Source organism: Haliea salexigens DSM 19537 (assembly GCF_000423125.1).
In the GTDB taxonomy this organism is placed as follows: Bacteria; Pseudomonadota; Gammaproteobacteria; order Pseudomonadales; family Halieaceae; genus Haliea; species Haliea salexigens.
Genome location: NZ_AUHJ01000017.1, coordinates 63,370 through 86,454, shown reverse-complemented (window position 1 = coordinate 86,454; position 23,085 = coordinate 63,370). Strand labels below are relative to the sequence as shown.

Here is a 23,085-nt window from a genome sequence, read left to right as displayed (position 1 = left end):
GGTTTTCCGATCCAGCGTTGGCGGTCGCCCGGGGCGTTGTTCGTCGAGCAGACCGTCCACTCCGGATTCCACAAACCGATTGCGCCATTTGTGCACTGTCTTGCAGGATACGAACTGCTCATCTGCGACCTCGCTGGGTGTTTTCCCTGCATGTAACGCCAGGACAATCTTCGCCCGAGTAATCTGACCCTGGGGCAATGTGGTGGAGCGTAACCAGCCACGCAACGTACGCGCACTGGAAGCATCGATGGAGAATTCTTGAGGTCTACGCATACCGGCATAGTACACCTTTTCCCGTTAAATTACTCTATTTATCAAGCGGCCCACTAGGATAGCGGTTCCAGAAAATAGTTCAAACCACGAAACTGCACGCATGCAGGAGATAAAGGAACTTGCTGTCACGTATTACCCGGATCTCAGAGCTGCTTGAGCTCAATGGCGCCCTGTTTATTGCTGACATTGGCGCAGCACTGCTGGCGGAAACGCCGGTCTATGCGCCCCTGGTGCTTGAACACCCGGACGCCCACCTGTTCAGTTTCGACGGCGACCCCCGCCAGATAGCGGCGCTGAAAGCCCGCTATGGCAGCAAGGCCACCGTACTGGAACACTACGTGGGCGATGGCGAAGCACATACTGCCTATGTGTGCGAAGAAACGTCTGGCATGACTTCCCTGTTCAAGCCATCGCCGCGGGCGTTGAGTTTCTTCAATGGCTTTGACGACTTCGGGCGCGTACTGCGCACGGAGCGCGTGCAAACCGCGCGGCTCGACTCCATTGCGGCAATCGAACGCATCGACTTTCTGAAAATGGACATACAGGGCTCGGAGTTAAGCGTGCTGCAACACGGCACCCAGACACTGCGCGAGTGCCTCGCCATACAGCTCGAAGTCTCCTTCGTGGGCCTGTACGAGGAGCAACCCACCTTTGGCGACATCGACCAGTGGATGCGTGCCCACGGCTACCTCCCGCACAGTTTCGTCGACGTGAAACGCTGGTCGATATCGCCTGTCGTGAGAAACAACAATTTCCGCATCCCCTTCAATCAGTTGCTGGAGGCGGATGCCGTCTATATCAAGGACCCGCTCGCGCTGGAGCGCTACAGCGACGTACAGCTCAAGCGGCAGGTTCTGTTTGCAGACCTGTTCTTCGACAGCCCGGACCTCGCGGTGTACTGCCTGCGCGAGCTGACAGCGCGTAGCGTTCTGGGGACGAACGCCCTGCAGCACTATTTCGCGCTATTGAATGAACCGAAGGTCAACACGGCGGGATGACCAGCCAACCCGTGTTGCCACTGTGGCGGCAGACGCCTTGCAAACGCCAGTACGTCTATTGTACGCTGCACTTAAACCCTTACTAAACTTATGGTCAATACACTAAGGACTGGCAGATGAAAATGATTTAACGAGTAGTGCGCGGTTTTGCAGCGCGTCACGCGCAGATTCATGGCGCAGCGCTGGCATTGCTGACACTTGCCCCCGTAAGTCATGCCGGTACTCCGGGCGGCGTGGTACTGGGACCGGCCTCTGCCACTGCAGTGCCCACGCTGAGCCCACCCATCCTGATTGCTCTGGGCGTGGTGCTGGCCGTGATCGCCCTGCGCGTACTGCGCCACAACGGCGGTGCACAGAAAATTGTCAGCATCGCCCTGCTCGGCAGCGGTGTGCTTCTCGGCGGCTTTGGCGTGGAGCGGACCCTGGCAACCAGCGCCGCCACACTCGCCGATGCAGACTGCGACACAGCCACGATCACTGTGAACCTCCAGAATTTGCGCGGTATCTCCTCAGCGGAAAATACCGTGAGCAATCAGTGCGGGCGCGACCTTCGAATCGTGGAATACACCTTTAGCTGCTCACCACCCGATATTTTCAGGGACAACGGTGCGCCCGTCGGCACCATCATTCCCGATGGCGCCGAACAGCGTGTGGGCTTCTGTGGATTTCCACCGCCCAATTAAATAGAAGACAGGCTCATGACAGTCACGTCCGCATCGCAACACATCTATCTGTGGACATTGGGTTTGATGAGCCTGTTTCTGCTGCTGGAAACCCTGGCGCCGCGCCGCAGCGGCGCCAGCGGGCTATCCTGGCGCTGGGCCAACAACTTCTCTCTCGCCCTGCTCAACTGGTACATCATGCTGGTTGCCAGCACGCTATTTTTTGTCTGGCTCGCGCGCTGGGGTAGGGCCGAAGAGTTTGGCGTACTGAATCTGGGGCCTGTGGCGGGTTTCATCGCCCTGTTGGCTGGCACGCAGCTGGTAAGTTACTGGCTCCACCGCGCCTTTCACCGCTTTCCCCTGATGTGGCGCATCCACGCACTGCATCATTCAGATCCAGAGGTAGACGTTTCCACCGGCTACCGGCACCACCCCCTGGAGCCACTGATAGCACTGCCGGTAGGCGCGCCCCTTGTACTCTTGCTGGGTGTGAGCCCGGAGTCGGCACTCGCCTACAGGATCTTCGCGGTTGCCGCCACGCTGTTCAGTCACAGCAATGTGCACGTACCGCAGTCCGTCGAGCGCTGGCTGCGCTACCTTGTGCTCACACCGGACTTCCACCGCACCCATCACTTCGTTGAACAACGCTACACAAACAGCAACTATGGCAGCCTGGTGCCCTGGTACGACTACGTGTTCGGTACCGCCACGCACCCGGACTTCGACGAGCACCCCCAGCGCCTGCTGGGGCTCGAATACTTGCGCGAACCTGCCGACCAGCGGCTGGACCGACAGTTGCTCACTCCGCTGCGAGATCTCGACCCAGGTACAGATACACCGCCGGCAGTACATACAGGGTAAACAGTGTGCCGATGGTCATGCCGGAGGCGATCACCAGGCCCATGGAAAACCGCGCAGAGGCACCGGGGCCAGAGGCAAGCAGCAACGGCACCATGGCGATAACCAATGCGGCGGTGGTCATCAACACGGGGCGCAGGCGCACAGAAGCCGCTTCCTCAATCGCCTCGCGTTTTTTCATTCCCTCTTCCTGCAGCCGATTGGCAAACTCCACGATGAGAATGCCGTGTTTGGAAATCACGCCAATCAGCGTGACGATGCCCACCTGCGTGTAGATGTTCAGCGTGGCGCCGGTCACCTGAAAGATTGACAGAATATTCAGGCAAAGCAGTGCACCGCACACCGACATCGGTACCGTCACCAGCATGATGATCGGGTCGCGGAACGACTCGAACTGCGCCGCCAGCACCAGGTAAATCAGCAACAGCGCGAAGAAAAAGGTCATGATGAGGGCGCTGCCTTCGGCTTTGAACTGCCGGCTCTGGCCGCCATAATCCACGCTGTACTCACGGCTCAGCTCATCGCGGCTGATCTGCTCCAGTGTGGCCAGGGCATCGCCCAGCGCGACGCCGGGGCGGGGAATACCACTCAGGGTGACGGCATTGAGTTGCTGGAACCCCTTCAGCGAGCGCGGCACCACCTCACTCTCAAGTTGCACCAGAGTGCTCAAGGCAACGAGGTCGCCGCTGCGGGTGCGCGTGTAGTAACCCTCAAGCTCCTGCGGCGTCAAGCGCTGCTGGCGCCGCACTTGCGGAATCACCTTGTAGGAGCGCTCGTTCATAGTGAAGCGATTGACGTAACCGCCGGACAAGAGCGCCGACAGGTCAGCACTGATCTGCTGCATTTCCACCCCAAGCAGGGCCGCCTTGTCCCGGTCGACTGTCAGGCGTTCTTGGGGCTTGTCGATCTGAAGGTCCTGGTCAATGAAGATGAACTTGCCGCTATCTCGCGCCCGCTGCAATACGCGCTGCACGTCGTCGTACATGATATTGAAGTCGAGGGTGGAGGTGACCACGAACTCCACCGGCAATATGCCGCTGGAGGGCAGAGGCGGCGGGTTCACCGCGTTCACCTGCAAACCGGCGATACTCTGGGTGCGCGGCAGGATGCTCTCCTGTAACACCTGCTCCGAGCTGCGTTCGCGCTCGCTCCAGGGTTTGAAAATGAAGCCGCCGAACGCACCGTTGGTAGTCCCGCCCCCACCCGGGCTGACACCATTGAACAGGAAGTTCACATCGATCTCGGGTGTGCTGCGCGTAATCTGGCCAATCTCCGCCGTGTACTGCTCAATGTACTCAAGGGTGACGTAGGGGTCAGATTCCGCCAGATAGAAAATCAGCCCAATATCCTCGGCGGGAGCAAGCTCCGACGGCGAGCGCACGAACAGGAAATAGCAGGAGACAATAATCACCGCGCCAAACACCAGTACACCGGCGCTATCGTCCAGCACCCGGTCGAGATCGCGCTGATAGACCCGGCGTAAAGCGTCAAAGCGCTGGTCGAGCCAGCGCTCGAGCCGGTTGCTGTTCTCACCCTCTTCCTTGCTCAGCAGGCGTGCGCACATCATGGGTGACAGCGTCAGCGCCACAATGCCGGAGATCAGCACCGCGCCAGCAAGGGTAAAGGCGAATTCAGTGAACAGCGTACCCGTGAGCCCCCCCACGAACCCGATAGGTATGTACACGGCAATCAGTGTGGTGGTCATCGCCACGATAGGCCAGGCCAGTTCACTCGCACCCAGCAATGCAGCCTCCTTGGGGGCCATGCCATCTTCGATGTGGCGATGGATGTTCTCCAGCACAATGATCGCATCGTCCACCACAATGCCAATGGCCAGCACAATCGCAAGCAGGGTGAGCAGGTTAATGCTGAACCCCATCAACTGCATGAGGAACAAGCCACCGACGAGGGACAGCGGTACCGCCACTGCCGGAATCAATACCGAGCGCAGGGAACCGAGGAAGAGGAAAATGACCAGAATGACGATGATCATCGCCTCGATGATGGTCGCTTCGACATCGTTGATCGCGTTCTGAATGTAGACCGTGGCATCGTAGTTGATGTTGCCGACAATACCTTCCGGCAGCCGGGGCGCAATGTCGTCGGCGTAAACCTGACGCACCCGGGCGATCACCTCCACGGCATTGGCATCGGGGGCCACGTCAATCTGCATGAAGACCGCTTCCTGGTCGATGAACATCGACGAGGAGGCATAACCCTCGTTACCCAGCTCGACCTCGGCGATATCGCCCAAGCGTACAATGGCGCCATCCTGCTCGCGCAGCACCATGCTCTCGAAGCCTTCTACCGAGCGCAGGTCGGTATCAGCCTTCAGGTTCACCTCAACCATACTGCCCTTGCTGGCACCCACCGCGGACAGCACATTGTTTGCCGCCAGCGCCGCGCGCACCTCGCTGGCGGTAAGGTTCAGGGCTGTCATGCGCTCCTGATCCAGCCAGATACGCATGGCAAACACGCTGGTGGAATTGGCGCTGGCACGCAGCACGCCCGGCAAGGTGGAAAGCTTGGGTTGTACTTCGCGAATCACGTAATCAGCGACTCGGTTGGTCGGCAACTGGTCGCTGATGAACGAGATGTACATGCTGCCCACCTGCTCGCCAATGGCCAGGTCCAGCACCGGATCTTCCGCCTCGCGCGGCAACTCATTGCGCAACCTGTTGACCTTGGTGACGACCTGGGTGAGCACTTCGTCGGGGTCGGCCTCGGTGCTGACGTAGGCGGAAATGGTGCTCAGGCCGCGCACGCTGGTGGAGGTGAGATAGTCGATACCCTCCGCCGTTGCGATCTCCAGTTCCAGCGGCGTGGTAATGAAACCCTTGATCAGCTCCGCGTCCGCGCCAATATACGGCGTGCTCACCGTAATCACCGCATTCTCGATCATCGGGTATTCACGCACGTTGAGCTCGGTTGCCGCACGCAGGCCCAGAATCAACAGGAACAGGCTGACAACGGTCGCCAGTACGGGCTTGTGGATAAAAAGGTCCGTGAACTTCATGTCAGCCGTTGTCCGGTAGTGGGTCGAGGTCTGCGGCAGGCGTAGAGCTGTTGTCAACTTTTACCGGCATGCCGCCATCGAGTTTGAGCAGGCCGCTGGTGGCCACACGCTCACCGGGATCCAGCCCCTCTTCCACCGCCACCATGTCGCCGCGCACAGGCCCCAGCGTCACGAACCGCTGGGACAACCGCAACTCCCCGTCGCGCTCTTCGATGACATACACTGAGTCGCCATAGGGGCGGTAGGCAATCGCGGTTTGCGGTACCACAACGCGCTCCAGCTCAATACCGATTGGCAGCACAAGGCGGGCGAACATGCCGGGGCGCAACAACTCCTCCGGATTGGGCAGGGTCGCCTGCAGGGCGAAGTTACGGGTGTTGGGGTCCACCACGGGCGAAATGGCGGTGACCGTACCGGCGAAGGTGCGTCCATCCAGCGCCTCCAGCCGGGCTTCTACCGGCATGCCCGCCTCGACCTGCTGGCTGTACTGCTCGGGCAGGGAGAAATTCACGAAGAGGCTATCCAGCGCCTGCAGTGCAATAACGGTGTCGCCGGCCTGTACATAATCACCCACATTAAAGCGACGAATGCCCAGCCGCCCGGCATAGGGCGCACGCAGGGTTTTCTGCTCGATGCGCGCCTGCTGTGCCGCCACCCGGGCCTTAGCCTGCTGCAGCAGGCTAACGCGCTGATCCAGCTCTGACTCGGAAATGTTGCGCTGCTCAACCAGCCGCCGCGCACGCTCCAACTCCTGTCGGGCGAGATCCGCCGCCGCCTGCAACTCCTCAAGCTGGGCGCGGTCAGGCGCGGAATTGAGGGTCAGAATGGCCGCTCCCGCGGCGACCTCCGCACCATTGTCGAAGTGAATCGTCTCCACCGTGCCCGGGACTTCGGTGGCAAGCTCAGCGCCGCGAATCGCCACCAGGGTACCGACCGACTCGACACTATCGCGCCACAGCGCCGTGCCCGCCTCCATTGCGGTGACCGTTGCGGGTTGCACCGGCATATTGTCCATGAACTCGTTCATTTTCTTGTTGCCGAACCACTGCATGCCGAACAGCCCGCCAAACACCAGCAGGGTCACCAGCAACATCAGCCACATACGCAGGCCGAACAGAAACTTCTTCTCAGACATCTTACTCACCGAAATCCGTGATCAAGGGCGCGAGCGCGCACGTTGCTTGCCGATGTGTCGACAAATCAGGGCCACAATAATACGCGGTAGTCTCTCTCGATACCAATGACAGTTCTGTAGGGTACAGCGGGGCTGTGGCATTGCCGCGCCGCTATGAGTATGCTTGCCGGCTCGACACGGCCACGGAGCCAAGACACTCACGCCATGACCTATTGCCTCGCTATTGCCGTTCAGGACGGCTTGATCTTCTGCTCGGACTCGCGCACCAATGCGGGCCCTGATCGGGTCAGCACCTACAGTAAAATGCACCGCTTTTCAGTGGCTTACGACCGTTCGCTGGTATTGCTGACGGCGGGCAACCTGGCGACCAGCCAGGCGGTGATCGCGCAGATCCACCGGGACCTGGAGGAAGACGCCGAGTTCAACATCCTCAAGGCGCGCTATGTGGCGGATGTCGCCGACTATATTGGGGAGCGGAACGTGGCCGAGCAATCGCGGCACAAGAAGCCCTCCGGCCCTGGGGCCGGCGCCAGCTTCGATGCCTCCGCCACCTTCATTCTGGGCGGGCAAATCAAGGGGCACGCCCAGGCGTTGTACCTGATCTACCCCGAGGGCAACTACATCACGGCCTCGGAGCTGTACCCCTACCTGCAGATCGGCGAAACCAAGTACGGCAAGCCCATCCTGGACCGTATTGTGCGCCCGGATACACCGTTTGAAACCGCCATGCGCTGTGCGCTGGTGTCCATGGATTCGACCATCCGCTCCAACGCCACGGTGGGCCCACCGCTGGAGTGCCTGTTCTACCGCAACGACAGCCTGAAGCCACACGCACGCTATTTTGCCCTGGAGGAGCACCACCCTTACCTGGCGAAACTGCGCCAGAGCTGGGATGACAATATTCGCGAGGCTTTCGCCAAGCTGCCTTCGCTCGGCGAAGTCATCGGCGAGAGTGATTGAACCATGAGCGATGGCGGGGCAGGCCAGCAGGACGCGCTGCACGCCGCTGAGGCGGCCTCGACGCTGCTGCTCAAGCGCGTCGCCATCGACACCTATCGGGAAAACGTCGCCTACCTGCACCGGGACTGCGAGCTGTACCGGGCAGAGGGCTTTCAGGCGCTGGCCAAGGTGGAAGTCTCCGACGATGGCCGGCGCATCCTCGCCAGCGTCAACGTGGTTGACAATGACAGCATCGTAGGCTGTAACGAACTGGGGCTGTCTGAAGATGCCTTCGCCCTGCTGGGCCTGCCCGAAGGGCAGCGCGTCAGCGTGTCCCAGGCGGAACCCCCCACATCGATACCCGCGCTGCACCGCAAGATCGCCGGGGAACGTCTCGACAGCGACAGCTTCCGGGCCATCGTCAACGACATTGCCGAACACCGCTACTCGAAAATCGAACTGACCGCTTTTGTGGTGGCCTGCAACCAGGCGGAGCTCGACCGCGAGGAAGTGTTCTTCCTCAGCGATGCCATGAGCCGCGTGGGCCGGCGCCTGAACTGGGGCGAACACCCGGTGGTGGACAAACACTGCATTGGCGGCATCCCGGGCAATCGCACGTCCATGCTGGTGGTGCCGATCGTCGCCGCGCACGGCATGCTGTGCCCGAAAACCTCCTCCCGCGCCATCACGTCCCCGGCAGGTACCGCAGATACCATGGAGGTACTGGCGCACGTAGAGCTGCAATTCGAGCAGCTCAACAGCATTGTGCGCACCCACCGCGGCTGCCTCGCCTGGGGCGGCACCAGCGACCTGTCCCCGGCCGATGATGTACTGATTGCCGTTGAGCGCCCGCTGTCGATTGACTCCCCCGGCCAGATGGTCGCGTCCATTCTTTCGAAAAAGGTCGCCGCAGGCTCCACCCACCTGGTGCTGGACATTCCCGTTGGCCCCACCGCCAAGGTCGCCACGATGCCCGAGGCGCAGCGTTTGCGACGCCTGTTCGAGTACGTCGCCAAGCGCATGGGGTTGATGCTGGAAGTGGTGATCACTGACGGTCGCCAGCCCGTGGGGAACGGTATCGGCCCGGCTCTGGAAGCCCGCGACGTGATGCAGGTGCTGGAAAACCACCCGGCGGCACCCGCCGATTTGCGCCAGAAGTCCCTGCGCCTCGCCGGGCGCATGCTGGAGTTCGACCCGGATGTTCGCGGTGGCGACGGCTTCGCCATTGCCCGCGACATTCTGGATTCGGGCCGTGCCCTGCGCAAGATGCAGGATATCATTCAGGCGCAAGGCGGCAAACCGTTTGACGTGAACAACCCGCCGCTGGCGCCACTGACCTACCCCGTGCGCGCCGCAACAACGGGCACGGTGGTTAATATCGACAACCTGCAGCTGGCACATATTGCACGCCAAGCCGGCGCACCGCGCGCGCAGGGCGCGGGGGTAGACCTGCGCGCCAAATTGGGCCAGCAGGTGCAAGCCGGTGACCTGCTTTACACCGTCTACGCCGCCTACCCAACGGAACTCGGCTTTGCGCGCAAGCTGTGCGAGCGCGGCAGCGGCTTCACTCTGGGAGCGGCCGCTGACGTTACCCCGGCTTTTATGGAGTTCTGATGCCTGCGCTACTGACGTATCTGGATGACGAACGCGATGCGGCGCTGCGCCTCGCCAGCGCCTGCGAACTCACCGCACTTGCCGTGGCGCGACACCGCTTCCCCGACGACGAACTGAAACTGTTGCTCGACGTACCCCCCGGCACCCACACCCTGGTGGTGTATCGCAGCCTGGACCGTCCCAACGAAAAGCTGGTGGAGCTCCTGCTGCTGGCACGACATGCGCGTCGTGCCGGTGTAAAAAAACTGGTACTGGTCGCGCCCTACCTGGGCTACATGCGCCAGGATATTGCCTTCCAACCCGGCGAGATCGTCAGCCAGACCATCGTAGGCGGCTTTCTCGCCGAGTTGTTCGACGCCGTGATTACGGTCGATCCACACCTGCACAGGATAAACCGGTTGGACGAAGCCATTCCCCTGCCCCATGCTATCGCCCTGTCGGCGGCGGGTAGCCTCGCGGAGCTGGTGGCAGGGCAACGCGACAACCCGCTGCTGGTGGGCCCTGATGCGGAATCGCGGCAGTGGGTAGAGAGCGCTGCTGTGGTTCGCGGGCTGGAGCACGCCGTATGCAGCAAGCAGCGACACGGCGACCGCGAGGTCGTCATTACCCTGCCCGACGTTGCCGTAACGGGGCGCGCGGTGGTGCTACTGGATGACGTCGCCAGCTCCGGGCGCACCCTGGCCGGGGCCGCGCAGCTGTTGCTGCAGGCCGGCGCCAGCTCGGTTGATGTGGCGGTAACACACGCCCTGTTTGCCGGGGATGCGCTGTCGGTAATGCAAGCCGCAGGCGTTGGCACGGTATGGAGCACTGACTGCATACAGCATCACAGTAATGCGGTATTCATGGCGCCCCTGCTCGCCGAGGCCCTGCGTCCGCTACTGGACCACTGAACTAGCGCTTGCCCGGCTGCTGCTGCAGGCGGCGAATCGCGGTGTCGATGAAAGCCAGCTTGGATTCCACAAAGTGGTTGATCACGAAAGGGTAGGCATCGCCGCGGCCGACACTGCGGTTCAGCTCATTGAGCGTGATACTCAAGTCGCGCCAGCGACCAATCCGATCCCCTACCTCCAGGCTGGCGATGTCCTCACGAATAACACCGTAGGCTGCGGCTGTCTCCAGCGCATCCTGTATATGCAGGTAATGGCCCCAGGTTTCCGCCCAGTCTTCCATTGGATGCACGCTGGCGTAGGCGCTGATGTAATACTTGCGCCAGTCAGGTGATGGCCCCTCGCGGTAGTGACGATCCAGTGCCCCCGCATAGTCCATGGTTTCATCACCAAACAGCTCGGCAAACCCCTGGCGAATGGTCTCGTCGCGCGCCAGGCGCGCCCAGTAGTAATGCCCCGACTCATGCCGCAGGTGCCCCAGTACCGTGCGGTAGGGTTCGTTCATCTGTTCTCGCACAGCGACCCGGGCAACGTCATCTGCCTCCAGCGTATTGATGGTGATAACGCCACCGGCAAACCCCGTACTGACAAAAGACTCGGCATACTCTTCACGGCTGCGACCGTCCTCGATAAAGTCGAGCAGCAGACCGTTCTCCGGATCCTGCCAACCATTGACCAGCGGCAAACCGAGGCTGCGCAGGGTGTAAAGCAGGCGTTTCTTGCCCTGTTCCAGCACCCACCAGCGCTGGATATTGCCGGGCAGGGACAGGTCCGGAACGGTGCGGTTGAACTGGCAACCCCAGCACAGGGGGTGGCTGTCTTCTTCCGCACAGAGCCAGTTGCAGACATCCCACTCGCGGCCATTGGCGCACAGGCGATAGCGGCGGCCCTCAGCTGTTTCCAAAACGCCATCAGCCGCAACGCTGAGCGAGTGCATCTCCAGGTCGACCGGGTCGAAGCCGAGCTCCATGCCACAATGCACGCAGTCCCGGCTTTCGAAGAACACCTGGCTGCCACAGCTGCATTCCAGTCGCTTCATGGCGTATCCGGCTGAAACCAGGAGGCTGTGATGACATCGTGGAGGTCGGCCAGCAGCGCCTGGAACTCGTCAATGTAGGCATGCAGGGCCTCGCGGGACATGTGCTCCGGCTGCAATTTGCCCAGCTTGCGCCGCCCCCGGGCCAGCGTACGCATGACCTTCTCATGATTGTTCAGTGGTTTCAGCTCGGCACGTATTTCCGCCAGGCAAAACGCCACTGAACGTGGCAACAAGGGTTCCTGAAACACAAACTCGAGCACCTGCTGCGCTTCCACCAGCGGGCCAATCATCCGCCGGTAGGCTCCGAACGAAGACAGTGCCTGCAGCAGGGAGGTCCAGATCAGCGGATCGATCGCCTCGTGCGTGCCGTCCCGCTTCAGTATCTCACCCGTACCCACATCCATCAGGCGCGTGGTCATGTCTGACCGTTCCAGCAAATGGCCCAGCCGCAGGAAACGGTGGGCGTGGTCACGTGGCAGGCTGGATGACAGCATGCCATTGACGCGCTGGCAGCGACTGATCACCTCCTCCAGAAATGCCTGGCGATTGCGCCGGCCCACGGATTTCTCCGCCGCATCACTCACGTACAGGTGCAGCTCGTTGATCTGCTCCCAGGTTTCCTCGGGCAGCACGTCGCGTGTGGTGCGCACGTTCTCCCGCGCCCAGCGCACGGCAAAGGGTATGCTGGCAGAGCTGTCCTGCTCTGCCAGCAGGAAGCGCAGTACATTCTGCTCGTTGCCCACCCGGTACTGCTGGTAGAACAACGGTTCGGCATCCAGGATGCGAATAAGCACATCCCAACCCAGCTCCGCGGCGCGCGGAATGTCCATGATCAGGTGATTGTAGGCCGCCACGAGGCGAGCGCTGTCCTCCGCACGTTCAAGGTAGCGCCCCATCCAGTAAAGGCGTTCGGCAACGCTGGACAACATGGTCATGCTTTGCCCTCCACGATCCAGGTATCCTTGCTGCCGCCGCCCTGCGAGGAGTTCACCACCAGCGATCCCTTGGTCAACGCTACCCGCGTCAGCCCACCGGGAGTCACCCAGGTATCGCGCCCCTGCAGAATAAAGGGCCGCAGGTCGAGGTGGCGCGGCTCGACCTTGTCGTCGATATACGTGGGCGCGGTAGACAGCGCCAGCGTGGGCTGCGCCACGTAATTGCGCGGGTTTTCCTCGATCAGGCGGGCGAACTTGCGCCGCACCGCGGCAGTGCTGTGCGGGCCGACCATGATGCCATAGCCGCCGGATTCATTGGCCGGCTTGACCACTAGCTGGTCGAGGTTCTTGAGCACATGCTCACGGTCTTTCTCGCGCATGCAGAGCCAGGTGGGCACGCTGGCCAGCAGCGGTTTCTGTTTCAGGTAATAGCGAATCATGTCCGGCACAAAGGCGTAGATGACCTTGTCATCCGCCACCCCGCTCCCCGGTGCATTGGCGATGGCGACATTGCCCGCCTTCCAGGCGCGCATCAGGCCCGCGACACCGAGCAGCGACTCCGGACGGAAGGCTTCCGGGTCCATGAACTCCTCGTCGATACGCCGGTAGATGACATCCACACGCACGGGTCCGTCCACGGTGCGCATATAGACACAGTTATCATCCGCCACCATCAGGTCACGACCCTCGACCAGCTCAGCGCCCATGCCCTGCGCGAGGTAGGCATGCTCGAAGTAAGCGGAATTGAAAATACCCGGTGTGAGCACGACAATACAGGGGCGGCGCCGCTCCCGGGGGGACAGGGACGCCAGCGTCTGGTAGAGCTGCGACGGGTAGTCATCCACCGGCAGGATACTGTAATTCTCGAACAGTTCCGGCAGCACCCGCTTGGTGATCTCACGGTTTTCCAGCATGTAGGACACCCCGGAAGGGACTCGCAGGTTGTCTTCGAGCACCCGGAAACGGCCGTCACCGTCCCGCACCAGGTCCGACCCGCAGACATGCGCCCACACCCCGAACCGCGGCGACATGCCCATGCATTGCGGTTTGAAGTTGGTTGACTCAAGCACGATGTCGGCGGGCACCACGCCATCGGCCAGAATTTTCTGCCGATTGTAAATGTCGTCGATGAAGTGATTCAGGGCCAGCGACCGCTGCCGCAGGCCGTCACTGACCGCCTGCCACTGACCTGCCGAAATGACCCGCGGAATGATGTCGAACGGCCAGGCCCGGTCGATGTTGCCGGCCTCGTTATAGACGGTAAACGAGATACCCATTTCTCGGATGGCAAGCTCCGCAGCGGCGCGGCGCTCCGCCATCTCGTCGCCCGGCAATTTCTGCAGCAGGCGCACAACGCCGCGGGCGGCCGCGCGCGGCTGGCCCTTGGGTGTAATCAGCTCGTCAAAGAAGCTGCCCGCCGTGTAGGACTTCCAACTCTCGTTCATCGTTTCGACAACCGCGTGAGGGGATGTCACCGAGACTACACAAAAACCCCCGACCCGACTACTCAACGCGCCGCCGGCAAGTGCACTTTATTCGTGCAGCCGCTACACTTCTGCCACAGCCATAACAAAGAAGCGCCTGCCATGCCCGCCACTGTGCACCATCGCGCCTGCCACCTCTGCGAGGCCATTTGCGGCCTGCGTATCGAAACCGATGGTGAGCGGATACTGTCGATCAAAGGCGACCCGGACGACCCCTTGAGTCGGGGACACATCTGCCCCAAGGCCGTGGCTCTGCAGGATATTCACAACGACCCGGATCGGTTGTGCAGGCCACTCGCGCGTGTGCGCGGTGCACCGGGTGAGGCGGACACGTGGCAGGACATCAGCTGGGAGCAGGCGCTGAACACAACGGCCCAGCGCCTGGTGGACATCGTACAGCGCGATGGGGTGGATGCCCTGGGCGTGTATCTGGGTAACCCCACCGTACACAACTACGGGATGATGACGCACCAGAAAAACCTGTTTCGCCACTTCCACACCCGCAACCGTTTTTCTGCCACCTCGGTAGACCAGCTGCCGCACCATCTCACCAGCCTGTGGCTGTTCGGCCACAAGTCGCTGTTTCCCATTCCTGACATTGACCGCAGCGAGTACTTTCTCATGCTTGGCGCCAATCCCATTGCGTCCAACGGCAGCATCTGGACCGTGCCCGATGTGCGCAAGCGTATCAAGGCGCTGCGCAAACGGGGCGGCAAGCTGGTGGTGGTGGACCCGCGCCTGACGGAAACCGCCGAGCTGGCCAGCGAACACCTGTATATCCGTCCCGGTAGCGATGCCCTGTTCCTGCTGGCACTGATCAATACCCTGTTTGCCGAAGACCGCGTGGCCCCCCGCCACCTCGAGGCCTTTGTCACGGGCCTGCCCGAGCTGGAAGCCGCACTGCTGGACTTCACACCCGAGTTCGCCGCCCCGCACTGCGGCATTGCGGCGGACACCATACGGCGCATCGCACAGGAGTTCGCGCAGGCTGGGGCCGCCATCTGCTACGGGCGCATGGGCGTGTCCACCCAGCGCTACGGCGCGCTCTGCCAATGGGCGATACAAGTGCTGAATATCCTCACCGGCAATCTCGACCGGGAGGGCGGTTCACTGTTCACCCTGCCGGCGGTCGATCAGGTCAGCAACATCGGCCCCGGGGGCTTCGCCCGCCATCACAGCCGGGTACGGCAGCTGCCGGAGTTTGACCGCGAACTGCCCGCCTCAACGATGGCAGAGGAAATCACCACGCCAGGCGAAGGGCAAGTGCGCGCGCTCTTCGTGGGCGCGGGCAACCCGGTACTGTCCACTCCCAATGGCCGCCAGCTGGACGCCGCGCTGGAACAGCTGGAGTTCATGGTGTGCCTGGACCCCTACCTGAACGAAACCACACGCCACGCGGACATCATTCTGCCGCCGACCTCGCCGCTGGAACACGACCACTACGATCTCGCCTTCCACATCAACGCCGTGCGCAATACTGCCCGGCACAACGAAGCCGTGTTCGACAAACCGGAAGGCAGTCTGCACGACTGGGAGATCTTCGCCGAACTCGGCAACCGCGTCGCGGAGCTGCTGGGCCAACCCGCACAACCGGTGCTGGCGCCGCATGACATCATCGACATGGGACTGCAGATGGGCCCCTACAGTGAACGCGCGGGCAGTGCACAGGCCCTCACGCTGGCAAAGCTGCGGGCACACCCCTCGGGTATCGACCTGGGCCCGTTGCAGCCACAACTGCCCGACCGGCTGCAAACGCCGGACAAGGCCATCCACTGCGCAACGCCCGCAGCGCTGGCAGACCTGCAACGCCTGCGCGCCGAATTCACCGCAGGGGACAGCGGGGCCCTGCGGCTCATCGGGCGCCGGCATGTGCGCTCGAACAACTCCTGGATGCACAACTATCATCGTCTGGTCAAAGGCCGGGAACGCTGCACCCTGCTCATGCACCCACAGGACATGGCGCAGCGCGGCATCAATGACGGTGACCGTGTGCAGCTGAGCTCCCGGGCAGGCAGCGTTACGGTGCCGGCGGAAACCTGCAGCGGCGTGATGCCCGGGGTGGTGAGCCTGCCCCACGGCTACGGACACAACCGCGCGGGTATTCGCCTGCAGACCGCCGCGCAACACGCCGGGGCAAGCTGCAATGATGTCACCGACGACCTCGCCCTGGATGCGCTGTCGGGGAACGCCGCAGTGAACGGCGTCGAGGTCGAGGTGGCGCTGGCGTGAGTGCGGTTGGCGTGAGTGCGGCTCGCGCCGCGCCGGTTTTCGGGTAGAATCAAGCGACCACTAGCGCCTGGGAGGGTGATGCATGGACGTTTCAACCATTGTGTTCTGGCTGGTTCTGCTGGGCCTGGTGATGTATGTCATCGGCATTTACAACCGGCTGGTCACGCTGAAGAACCGCTATCAGAACGCCTTCGCGCAAATAGAAGTGCAGCTCAAGCGGCGCTATGACCTGATTCCCAACCTGGTGGAAACTGCCCGGGCCTACATGAGTCACGAACGGGAAACCCTGGAAGCCGTCACCAGTGCTCGCAACGACGCGGCTGCCGTACTCAAGGCACTGGGGCCGGGCGCTATCGGTGGTGCCGACATGAGCAAGCTGGCCAGCGCCGAGAACGCCCTGCAGGGCGCCCTGGGCAAACTGAATGTGACCATGGAAGCCTATCCCGACCTCAAGGCCAGCGAGAACATGCAGCAGCTGTCTGAAGAGCTCACCAACACGGAGAACCGCGTGGCCTTCGCCCGCCAGGGCTACAATGATGCCGTGATGGCCTACAACACCTACCGGCAGAGCTTCCCGCCGGTGGCGGTGGCGTCGACCTTCGGTCACGCACAGGATGCCACACTGCTGGAATTCGACGATTCCGCGCAGATCCAGGCCGCACCCCAGGTCAGTTTCTAGGGCCCTCGCCGCCGGCGAGACTGAAGGGCCGCTATGGACTTTTTTGCCCAGCAGGATCTGGCGCGGCGCAATACGCGCCTCTTGACGCTGCTATTCCTGTGCGCGGTGGCCGCGCTGATTGTACTGACCAACGCGATGCTTGCCGGCTTTCTCTGGTGGAGCGACCACTACAACCTCTACGCGGGCAGCCGCGGCAGCTTCCGGGACTTTCTGCGCTATTTCAGCTGGGAGCGTTTTGGCACCATCGGCCTCGGCATTTCCGCTACCGTGGGCCTGGTAGCAACTGTCAAATGGCTGCAACTGGCCTCCGGCGGTAAAGTCGTAGCAGAAGCCATGGGCGGCACCCGGATACTGCCGCAAACCACCGACAGCGCCGAGCGCCGCTGCCTCAACATCGTCGACGAAATCGCCCTGGCCGCCGGCATGCCGGTACCGCCGGTGTTTGTGCTGAACGCCGAGCGCGGCATCAACGCCTTTGCCGCCGGGCTTACACCGGCGGATGCGGTGATCGGTATCACCCGGGGGGCCATCACCCACCTGCAGCGCAATGAGTTGCAGGGGGTGATTGCGCACGAGTTCAGCCATATTCTCAACGGTGACATGCGCCTCAATATTCGTCTCGCCGCACTGCTCAAGGGCATCACCTTTATCGGCGATGTCGGTTATATCCTCATGCGCGCGAGCAGCCATCACCGCACCGGCAACGATCGCGACCGCAGCTCCAACGGCCCCGCGGTACCCCTGCTGGGCCTCGGACTGTGGATACTGGGGTGGCTGGGTGGCCTGGCCTCGGGGTTCATCAAGGCCGCCATCAGCCGCCAGAAGGAGTACCTGGCAGACGCCTGCGCGGTGCAATATACCCGCGACAACAGCGGTATTGCCGATGCGCTGAAGGTGATAGGCGGCTATGTGCCCGGGTCTCTGGTGCACACGGCGCGTGCGGATGAGCTGTCACATATTTTTTTCGGCCAGATCCGCCACCGGCTCTGGCAGCTGTTTGCGACCCACCCACCGCTGGCGGCACGCATCCGGCGGTTGGACCCCGCCTGGGATGGGGCTTACATCACCCGCAAGGTGGAACACTACACGCACGCCCAACCCCATCCGGCCGCCGCTGAGGTGGGCGTGGGGCGCGCCGCACTGGTGGCTGCGGCACTGGCCGCGGCGGAGGCCGGGGCAGAACAAGACGCCCCCACTGACACCACTGCAGACGCCAGTTTTGCCGCGCAGGGCCAGGATGACGCGTTTCCGCGACACCACGGGCTCCCGCAGGCTTTCGTACGCTACAGTCACGAGCCACTGGGGGCCAGCGCACTGATGCTGGCGCTGCTGATCAGCCCGCATGAGCAGGTGCGCGCAGCCCAGTACCGCCTGTTGCGGGAAAGCGGTGTGCAGGGGCTGGAGGAGCTTACCCACACGCTGGCCCCCGGCGTGGCGCAGCTCGCGGAGGGGCAGCGACTGCCACTGCTGGAATTGTGTCTGCCGGCGCTGAAAAGCCAGTCCGCAGTGCAGTACCACCAGTTCAAACGCCTGCTGCTCGCGCTGATCCGCGCAGACCGCCGCACGGAACTGCTGGAGTGGTGCCTGTATCAGCTGCTGCGCCACTATATCGACCCGGAGTTTATCCAGATAAAACCCTCCACGGCGCGCTACCGCAGCCTGCGCAAGGTACGGGGCCACCTGCGGGTTGTACTGTCCATGCTGGCGCACAACAGCAGCGGTGACACCGAGCACTGTTTTCGCACGGCAACGGCAGCCCTGGACTGCCCGACGCTCGCCCTGCTGCCGCAGGCAGAGTGTTCGCTGGCAGCGTTTTCCCGCGCCGTGCGTGAGCTGGCGGACTGCTACCCCCTGCTCAAACCGAAGATTCTCAAGGCAATGAGCAAAGCCGCCAATGCCGATGGCACCGTCAGTGCCGTGGAGCGGGAGCTTCTGGCCAGTATCGCCGCCGCCATGGATTGCCCACTGCCAGATGCCCTGGGCAGCTGAAGCGCTGCACCCCTGAATCGTTTTCACCATTTCTGACCGCATTACGCACGCTTGGGGCGCGTGCTGGAATTCTCTGCTATCTTTTTTCAGGTAGCGCAGGCCCCACGGATGGGGTGAACCCACGCTGCTTCCCACTCACAACGCCTGAACATGGAGGTTCCGGTCATGCAACACATGCACAGTGCTATGCCGGCGCGGGCAGCCCGCCCCGCCCAGTCCAGCCCCAACGCGCCTCAAAATACCCCCTATCGCACCACCGACCGCGTGCTGCAGATTCTGCTGCGGGGTGATCTGTCACGACTGCGGGTGGAGTCCGTGGCCAGCCAGCTGGGCATGAGTGCCACAACCTTGCGGCGCCGCCTGCGCGTGGATCACACCCACTACCAGTTCCTGCTCGACCGCGCGCGGCAATACCGCTGTGAGCAGGCATTGCGCGCTGCATGGCGGCCCGGCAAGTGCCTGGCGGATGAACTGGGTTACCTGGAGGTGAACAGCTTTTATCGCGCCTTCCGGCGCTGGACGGGGGTTGGCTTCAGCGCCTGGAAAGCGCAGCGCCTCTAGCGCAGCACACGCCGGTGCCATGGCTCCCTCGCGGCGCCTGCACCGGGCGCCGGAAAGCTGGGGGCAGCCGCGCCGGTCGCCCCAATGGCGGACGGACTACGCCGCGTCGAACGGATGGCGCAGTACGATGGTTTCCACGCGGTCAGGGCCGGTGGAAATGATATCGATCGGCGCGCCGACGACTTCCTCTATCTTCTGGATGTAGTCGCGAGCCGCTACCGGCAACTCCTCAAGGCTGCGCGCACCCACGGTGGAATCGCTCCAGCCGGGCACCTCCTCGTAGAACGGCACCAGACCGTCGTAGTCGTCGGAATCCACCGGGTTGGGCACTGGCTTGCCGGCAGCGTCCCTGTACCCGACGCAGATCTGGATGGTTTCCAGGCCGTCGAGCACATCGAGTTTGGTCAGGCACAGGCCTGACACCGAATTGATGTTGACGGCATTGCGCAGGGCAACCGCATCGAACCAGCCACAGCGCCGCGGGCGGCCCGTCGTCGCGCCAAATTCATGCCCTCGCGAAGCCAGGTGAGCGCCGGTGGCATCAAACAGCTCGGTGGGGAACGGCCCCGACCCCACGCGGGTGGTATAGGCCTTGGTAATACCCAGAACGTAGTCGAGAAACAGCGGACCAAATCCGGAGCCGGTTGCCGTGCCGCCCGCGGTGGTATTGGAGCTGGTGACGAACGGGTAGGTACCGTGGTCGATATCCAGCAGCGAACCCTGCGCACCTTCGAACATGATGTTGGCGTCGGTTTTGCGACACTCATGCAAAATGGCGGTAACATCGGCAATCATGGGCAGCAGTTCCTGCGCCATGGCCAGGGTTTCATCGAGCACCGTGGTGTAGTCGAGCGGCTCGACCTTGTAGTACTGCTGCAGCTGGAAGTTGTGGTAGTCCATTACCTCGCGCAGCTTGACCGCGAAACGCGCCGGGTCTTTCAGGTCACCCAGACGCAGGCCGCGACGGGCCGCCTTGTCTTCATAGGCCGGGCCGATACCGCGCCCCGTGGTGCCGATTTTGCCTTCCCCGCGACGTGCCTCGCGCGCCACATCCAGCGCCACGTGGTAGGGCAGTATCAAGGGGCAGGACGGCGAGATACGCAGGCGCTCGCGCACCGGAACGCCCTTTTCCTCCAGCGTGGCGATTTCCCGCAGCAACGCATCCGGTGCCAGCACCACGCCGTTGCCAATCAGGCATTGCACATTGGCGCGCAGAATGCCCGACGGAATCAGGTGCAGGACTGTCTTCTGCCCGTCGATAACCAGTGTGTGGCCTGCGTTGTGGCCGCCCTGAAAACGCACGACCGCGCTTGCGCGATCCGTCAGGAGGTCAACAATCTTGCCCTTGCCCTCGTCGCCCCACTGGGTACCGAGAACTACTACATTCTTGCTCATGAACTTGACTCGTGTAATTGATCAGGGTTTCAGCGGGCGCAGCACCCACTCGTCGTCAGCCTTTACCAGCATGCGGTCACAGCGCGGGTCCGGAGACTTGCCCACACAGCGGATAACCACCTCACCGCCCTTGCGCAGAGCCGTCACCGCCGCCAGCAGCGCGGGGTCGTCGCTGTCCGGCGCGCTCACAGCACCGGGCGCCGACAGAGAGATGGGCACCAGGGCCATCAGGGCTTTCAGGTCCGTGGCAAAACCGGTGGCCGGACGGGCGCGCCCGAATACCTTGCCCACATCGTTGTAGCGCCCGCCGTTGGCGAGAGCCTGGCCATGCCCCGGCGCATAGGCCGCGAACACCATTCCTGTGTGATAGTGATAGCCCCGCAGTTCGGCCAGGTCAAAATACACGGTTGTACCCGGGTGGCTGCGCGCGATGGCAGTGGCCACCGTCTCCAGTGCCGCCACCGCGGTAAGTGCCTCCGGCGCCGCCTTGGTCAGTAGCCTGCGCGCTGTTTCGAGCACCGCCGCATCGCCGTGCAACTCGAGCAAGCCCAATATCAACTCTGCGGCGGGGGCTGCGATATCGGTGAGCGCCAACAGCAGGTCGGGGCGCGATTTGCGCTGCAGGGCGTCGAATACGTCAGCTTCCTGTTCCGGCGTCACGTTTGCGGCCGCCAAAACCGCTTCGTACACACCCACATGGCCCAGGTCCAATGTCACCTCTGCCACACCCGCAGCGTTCAGGGTCGCCAGCATCAGGCGAATGATCTCGACATCGCCCGCCAGGCTGTCATCGCCGTACAGTTCAGCTCCCAGCTGTATAGGCGAGCGGGAAGCCAGCAGTGACTTGGGCCGGGTGTGTAGAGTGGAACCCGCGTAACACAGGCGCGTAACACCCGGCTCTGCCAGGCTGTGCGCATCTATGCGCGCCACCTGCGGCGTGATATCAGCGCGGATGCCGAGGGTGCGCCCGCTCAGCTGGTCGGTCATCTTGAAGGTAAGCAGGTCCAGGTCGCGCCCCAGGCCGATGAGCAGGGATTCAGTGAACTCGATCAGCGGCGGGATAACCAGCTGGTAGCCCCACTGATGATAGAGATCGAGCAGCTCGCGCCGCAGGTGCTCGACCACGCGCGCTTGCCTCGGCAGCACCTCTTCTACCCCGTCGGGCAATTGCCAGCGATCCACCGTCGTCATAAACGCCCTTTAGTGCACCCAATACAACACTGCCACGCCCAGCAGCATGCTGCCCAGGCCGACATTGCGGATGACCTTGTCCTGCTGCTGCGCCACGCCAACCACCATCTGTCGCCAGGCGCGCGGGCTCAGGAAGGGCAAGACACCCTCGATAATCAGTACCAGCGCCAGGGCCGCCGGCAGAACCTGCCAGAAATCCACTTCGTCCCCCTGAAGCCGTGCTCATAAAAAAACCGCGGGGCCAGCGTTTGTGGGTAAAACGCCGGATCCCACGGTTGCAGAATTCTACCACAGGCGCCGCTGAAGGCACCTGCGTTTTTTGGCCCTATTTACTGCCGCTGGCATCCTTCAGGTAGCGGAAGAAGTCACTGTCGGGCTGGATCAGCATGATGTCGCCGTTGTTCTGGAAAGACTCCCGGTAAGCGCGCAGGCTGCGGGTGAACGAATAGAACTCCGGATTGGTATTGAATGCGCTGGCGTAGATGTTGGTCGCCTGCGCATCGCCTTCACCGCGAATCAGCTGCGCGTCCCGATAGGCGTTGGCTTCGAGAACCGTCACTTCACGGTCGGCCGCTGCCCGGATACCTTCTGCAAGCTCCTGGCCCAGCGCCCGGTGTTCGCGCGCCTCTTTCTCACGCTCGGCATTCATGCGCCGATACACGGACTCCGACACATCCGGGGGCAGGTCAATCTGCTTCACCCGCACGTCCAGCACCTCAACCCCGTACTCCTCCCGTGCGACCTCGGTCAACTCGGCCGTCAGGGCTTCCATCAACTGGTCACGCTGACCGGACACGACTTCCTGAATGGTGCGCACGGCCACCTGGTTACGCAGACCGTCGTTGATCCGCTGCCCCAGCAGGGCGCTGGCGCGCGCCTCTTCACCGTTGGTCGCGGTGTAGAACTTGGCCGTATCCGCCACGCGGAACTTGGCGTAGGAATCAACGATCAGCGCCTTTTTCTCCTGCGTGAAGAAACGCTCCGGCGTTGAATCAACCGTCATCAACCGCGCCTCGAATTTGCGCACGTTGTTCACAAACGGCACTTTCACATGCAGGCCGGGCTGGATGTCCGGATTGACCACTTCACCAAACTGCAGCATTACCGCACGTTCGGTCTCCTTGACCACGAACACCGTGTTGCTCAACACAAACAGTGACAGGGCCGCTACCAGCAGCCAGGTCATACCTTTTCCGCCCAT

Annotated in this window: 20 protein-coding genes; 10 read left to right on the top strand and 10 right to left on the bottom strand. The window is 62.4% G+C overall.

From position 1 onward, the window contains the following. The coding region (locus G533_RS24070) for a helix-turn-helix domain-containing protein (RefSeq protein ID WP_144079860.1) at positions 1–273 on the bottom strand (273 nt) is incomplete at its 3' end. A gap of 119 nt (positions 274–392) precedes the next feature. On the opposite strand from G533_RS24070, the gene G533_RS22330 reads away from it, so the two are divergent. The 3 genes from G533_RS22330 (at position 393) to G533_RS22325 (ending at position 2,794) form a co-directional block, all read left to right on the top strand. Continuing rightward, on the top strand, positions 393–1,271 hold the full coding sequence (locus G533_RS22330) for an FkbM family methyltransferase (RefSeq protein WP_051230479.1): 879 nt from the start codon (positions 393–395) through the stop codon (positions 1,269–1,271). 137 nt (positions 1,272–1,408) lie between these two features. Next, on the top strand, positions 1,409–1,954 hold the full coding sequence (locus G533_RS0115890) for a midcut-by-XrtH protein (protein WP_027950821.1): 546 nt from the start codon (positions 1,409–1,411) through the stop codon (positions 1,952–1,954). A 15-nt stretch (positions 1,955–1,969) separates the two neighbouring features. Next, complete coding sequence (locus tag G533_RS22325; RefSeq protein ID WP_084639047.1) at positions 1,970–2,794, top strand: sterol desaturase family protein; 825 nt, start codon at positions 1,970–1,972, stop codon at positions 2,792–2,794. On the opposite strand, the gene G533_RS0115880 is transcribed toward G533_RS22325, so the two are convergent. Next, on the bottom strand, positions 2,733–5,807 hold the full coding sequence (locus G533_RS0115880) for an efflux RND transporter permease subunit (protein WP_027950820.1): 3,075 nt from the start codon (positions 5,805–5,807) through the stop codon (positions 2,733–2,735). The two genes, G533_RS22325 and G533_RS0115880, sit on opposite strands and share 62 nt — an antisense overlap. Position 5,808: 1 nt before the next feature. Next, the gene (locus tag G533_RS0115875; RefSeq protein WP_205622634.1) at positions 5,809–6,942 is read right to left on the bottom strand and encodes an efflux RND transporter periplasmic adaptor subunit; all 1,134 of its coding nucleotides are present in this window, start codon (positions 6,940–6,942) and stop codon (positions 5,809–5,811) included. 204 nt (positions 6,943–7,146) lie between these two features. Here G533_RS0115875 and G533_RS0115870 point away from each other — a divergent pair, with 204 nt between their 5' ends. From G533_RS0115870 to G533_RS0115860, 3 genes are read left to right on the top strand one after another with little or no spacing between them, the layout of a single operon-like run. Further along, a complete protein-coding gene (locus tag G533_RS0115870; RefSeq protein ID WP_027950818.1) occupies positions 7,147–7,902 on the top strand; it encodes an Ntn hydrolase family protein in 756 nt (251 codons plus the stop codon). 3 nt (positions 7,903–7,905) lie between these two features. Beyond that, the gene (locus G533_RS0115865) at positions 7,906–9,495 is read left to right on the top strand and encodes a thymidine phosphorylase family protein (RefSeq protein WP_051230474.1); all 1,590 of its coding nucleotides are present in this window, start codon (positions 7,906–7,908) and stop codon (positions 9,493–9,495) included. Then, positions 9,495–10,385 carry a ribose-phosphate diphosphokinase gene (locus tag G533_RS0115860; protein WP_027950816.1) on the top strand — a complete coding sequence of 297 codons (891 nt, stop codon included), beginning with the start codon at positions 9,495–9,497 and terminating at the stop codon, positions 10,383–10,385. Before G533_RS0115865 ends, G533_RS0115860 begins: the two co-directional genes overlap by 1 nt. Before the next feature lies 1 nt (position 10,386). Here the strand turns inward: G533_RS0115860 and G533_RS0115855 are convergent, their stop codons facing one another. Genes G533_RS0115855 through G533_RS0115845 form a run of 3 tightly spaced genes read right to left on the bottom strand, consistent with a single transcriptional unit; the run spans position 10,387 to position 13,801 of the window. Beyond that, the gene (locus tag G533_RS0115855; RefSeq protein ID WP_027950815.1) at positions 10,387–11,421 is read right to left on the bottom strand and encodes a zinc-binding metallopeptidase family protein; all 1,035 of its coding nucleotides are present in this window, start codon (positions 11,419–11,421) and stop codon (positions 10,387–10,389) included. Then, positions 11,418–12,356 carry an alpha-E domain-containing protein gene (locus tag G533_RS0115850; RefSeq protein WP_084639046.1) on the bottom strand — a complete coding sequence of 313 codons (939 nt, stop codon included), beginning with the start codon at positions 12,354–12,356 and terminating at the stop codon, positions 11,418–11,420. Before G533_RS0115850 ends, G533_RS0115855 begins: the two co-directional genes overlap by 4 nt. Continuing rightward, a complete protein-coding gene (locus G533_RS0115845; protein ID WP_027950813.1) occupies positions 12,353–13,801 on the bottom strand; it encodes a circularly permuted type 2 ATP-grasp protein in 1,449 nt (482 codons plus the stop codon). The genes G533_RS0115850 and G533_RS0115845 overlap by 4 nt, the downstream gene beginning before the upstream one ends. Before the next feature lie 141 nt (positions 13,802–13,942). Between G533_RS0115845 and G533_RS0115840 the strand changes: the two genes are divergently transcribed. The 4 genes from G533_RS0115840 (at position 13,943) to G533_RS22320 (ending at position 19,298) form a co-directional block, all read left to right on the top strand. Continuing rightward, on the top strand, positions 13,943–16,069 hold the full coding sequence (locus G533_RS0115840; RefSeq protein WP_027950812.1) for a molybdopterin-dependent oxidoreductase: 2,127 nt from the start codon (positions 13,943–13,945) through the stop codon (positions 16,067–16,069). 82 nt (positions 16,070–16,151) lie between these two features. Beyond that, positions 16,152–16,748, top strand: coding sequence for a LemA family protein (locus tag G533_RS0115835; protein ID WP_027950811.1), 597 nt, complete (start codon positions 16,152–16,154; stop codon positions 16,746–16,748). 33 nt (positions 16,749–16,781) lie between these two features. Further along, positions 16,782–18,737: a M48 family metallopeptidase gene (locus tag G533_RS0115830; protein ID WP_027950810.1), complete on the top strand. Its 1,956-nt coding sequence runs from the start codon at positions 16,782–16,784 to the stop codon at positions 18,735–18,737. Positions 18,738–18,902: 165 nt separating this feature from the next. Then, positions 18,903–19,298 (top strand): helix-turn-helix domain-containing protein, encoded by a 396-nt coding sequence (locus G533_RS22320; protein ID WP_240472459.1) that lies wholly within the window; start codon positions 18,903–18,905, stop codon positions 19,296–19,298. 96 nt (positions 19,299–19,394) lie between these two features. Here G533_RS22320 and G533_RS0115820 read toward each other — a convergent pair whose 3' ends face one another. The 4 genes from G533_RS0115820 to hflC all read right to left on the bottom strand — a co-directional run bounded on the left by G533_RS0115820 (position 19,395) and on the right by hflC (position 23,085). Further along, positions 19,395–20,693 (bottom strand): adenylosuccinate synthase, encoded by a 1,299-nt coding sequence (locus G533_RS0115820; protein ID WP_027950809.1) that lies wholly within the window; start codon positions 20,691–20,693, stop codon positions 19,395–19,397. A 21-nt stretch (positions 20,694–20,714) separates the two neighbouring features. Next, complete coding sequence (locus G533_RS0115815; RefSeq protein WP_027950808.1) at positions 20,715–21,884, bottom strand: ATP phosphoribosyltransferase regulatory subunit; 1,170 nt, start codon at positions 21,882–21,884, stop codon at positions 20,715–20,717. A gap of 9 nt (positions 21,885–21,893) precedes the next feature. Beyond that, positions 21,894–22,085 (bottom strand): DUF2065 domain-containing protein, encoded by a 192-nt coding sequence (locus G533_RS0115810; protein ID WP_051230471.1) that lies wholly within the window; start codon positions 22,083–22,085, stop codon positions 21,894–21,896. A gap of 124 nt (positions 22,086–22,209) precedes the next feature. After that, positions 22,210–23,085, bottom strand: coding sequence for a protease modulator HflC (gene hflC / locus G533_RS0115805; RefSeq protein WP_027950806.1), 876 nt, complete (start codon positions 23,083–23,085; stop codon positions 22,210–22,212).

What these genes read in the sequence shown, in the direction of transcription:
- G533_RS0115845 (WP_027950813.1), bottom strand. Translation starts at nt 13,801, where the DNA reads ATGAACGAGAGTTGGAAGTCCTACACGGCGGGCAGCTTCTTTGACGAG.
- G533_RS0115880 (WP_027950820.1), bottom strand. Translation starts at nt 5,807, where the DNA reads ATGAAGTTCACGGACCTTTTTATCCACAAGCCCGTACTGGCGACCGTT.
- G533_RS0115835 (WP_027950811.1), top strand. Translation starts at nt 16,152, where the DNA reads ATGGACGTTTCAACCATTGTGTTCTGGCTGGTTCTGCTGGGCCTGGTG.
- G533_RS0115815 (WP_027950808.1), bottom strand. Translation starts at nt 21,884, where the DNA reads ATGACGACGGTGGATCGCTGGCAATTGCCCGACGGGGTAGAAGAGGTG.
- G533_RS0115850 (WP_084639046.1), bottom strand. Translation starts at nt 12,356, where the DNA reads ATGACCATGTTGTCCAGCGTTGCCGAACGCCTTTACTGGATGGGGCGC.
- hflC (WP_027950806.1), bottom strand. Translation starts at nt 23,085, where the DNA reads ATGGGCGGAAAAGGTATGACCTGGCTGCTGGTAGCGGCCCTGTCACTG.
- G533_RS0115820 (WP_027950809.1), bottom strand. Translation starts at nt 20,693, where the DNA reads ATGAGCAAGAATGTAGTAGTTCTCGGTACCCAGTGGGGCGACGAGGGC.
- G533_RS0115865 (WP_051230474.1), top strand. Translation starts at nt 7,906, where the DNA reads ATGAGCGATGGCGGGGCAGGCCAGCAGGACGCGCTGCACGCCGCTGAG.
- G533_RS0115875 (WP_205622634.1), bottom strand. Translation starts at nt 6,942, where the DNA reads ATGTCTGAGAAGAAGTTTCTGTTCGGCCTGCGTATGTGGCTGATGTTG.
- G533_RS0115840 (WP_027950812.1), top strand. Translation starts at nt 13,943, where the DNA reads ATGCCCGCCACTGTGCACCATCGCGCCTGCCACCTCTGCGAGGCCATT.
- G533_RS22325 (WP_084639047.1), top strand. Translation starts at nt 1,970, where the DNA reads ATGACAGTCACGTCCGCATCGCAACACATCTATCTGTGGACATTGGGT.
- G533_RS0115830 (WP_027950810.1), top strand. Translation starts at nt 16,782, where the DNA reads ATGGACTTTTTTGCCCAGCAGGATCTGGCGCGGCGCAATACGCGCCTC.
- G533_RS0115855 (WP_027950815.1), bottom strand. Translation starts at nt 11,421, where the DNA reads ATGAAGCGACTGGAATGCAGCTGTGGCAGCCAGGTGTTCTTCGAAAGC.
- G533_RS0115870 (WP_027950818.1), top strand. Translation starts at nt 7,147, where the DNA reads ATGACCTATTGCCTCGCTATTGCCGTTCAGGACGGCTTGATCTTCTGC.
- G533_RS0115860 (WP_027950816.1), top strand. Translation starts at nt 9,495, where the DNA reads ATGCCTGCGCTACTGACGTATCTGGATGACGAACGCGATGCGGCGCTG.
- G533_RS22320 (WP_240472459.1), top strand. Translation starts at nt 18,903, where the DNA reads ATGCAACACATGCACAGTGCTATGCCGGCGCGGGCAGCCCGCCCCGCC.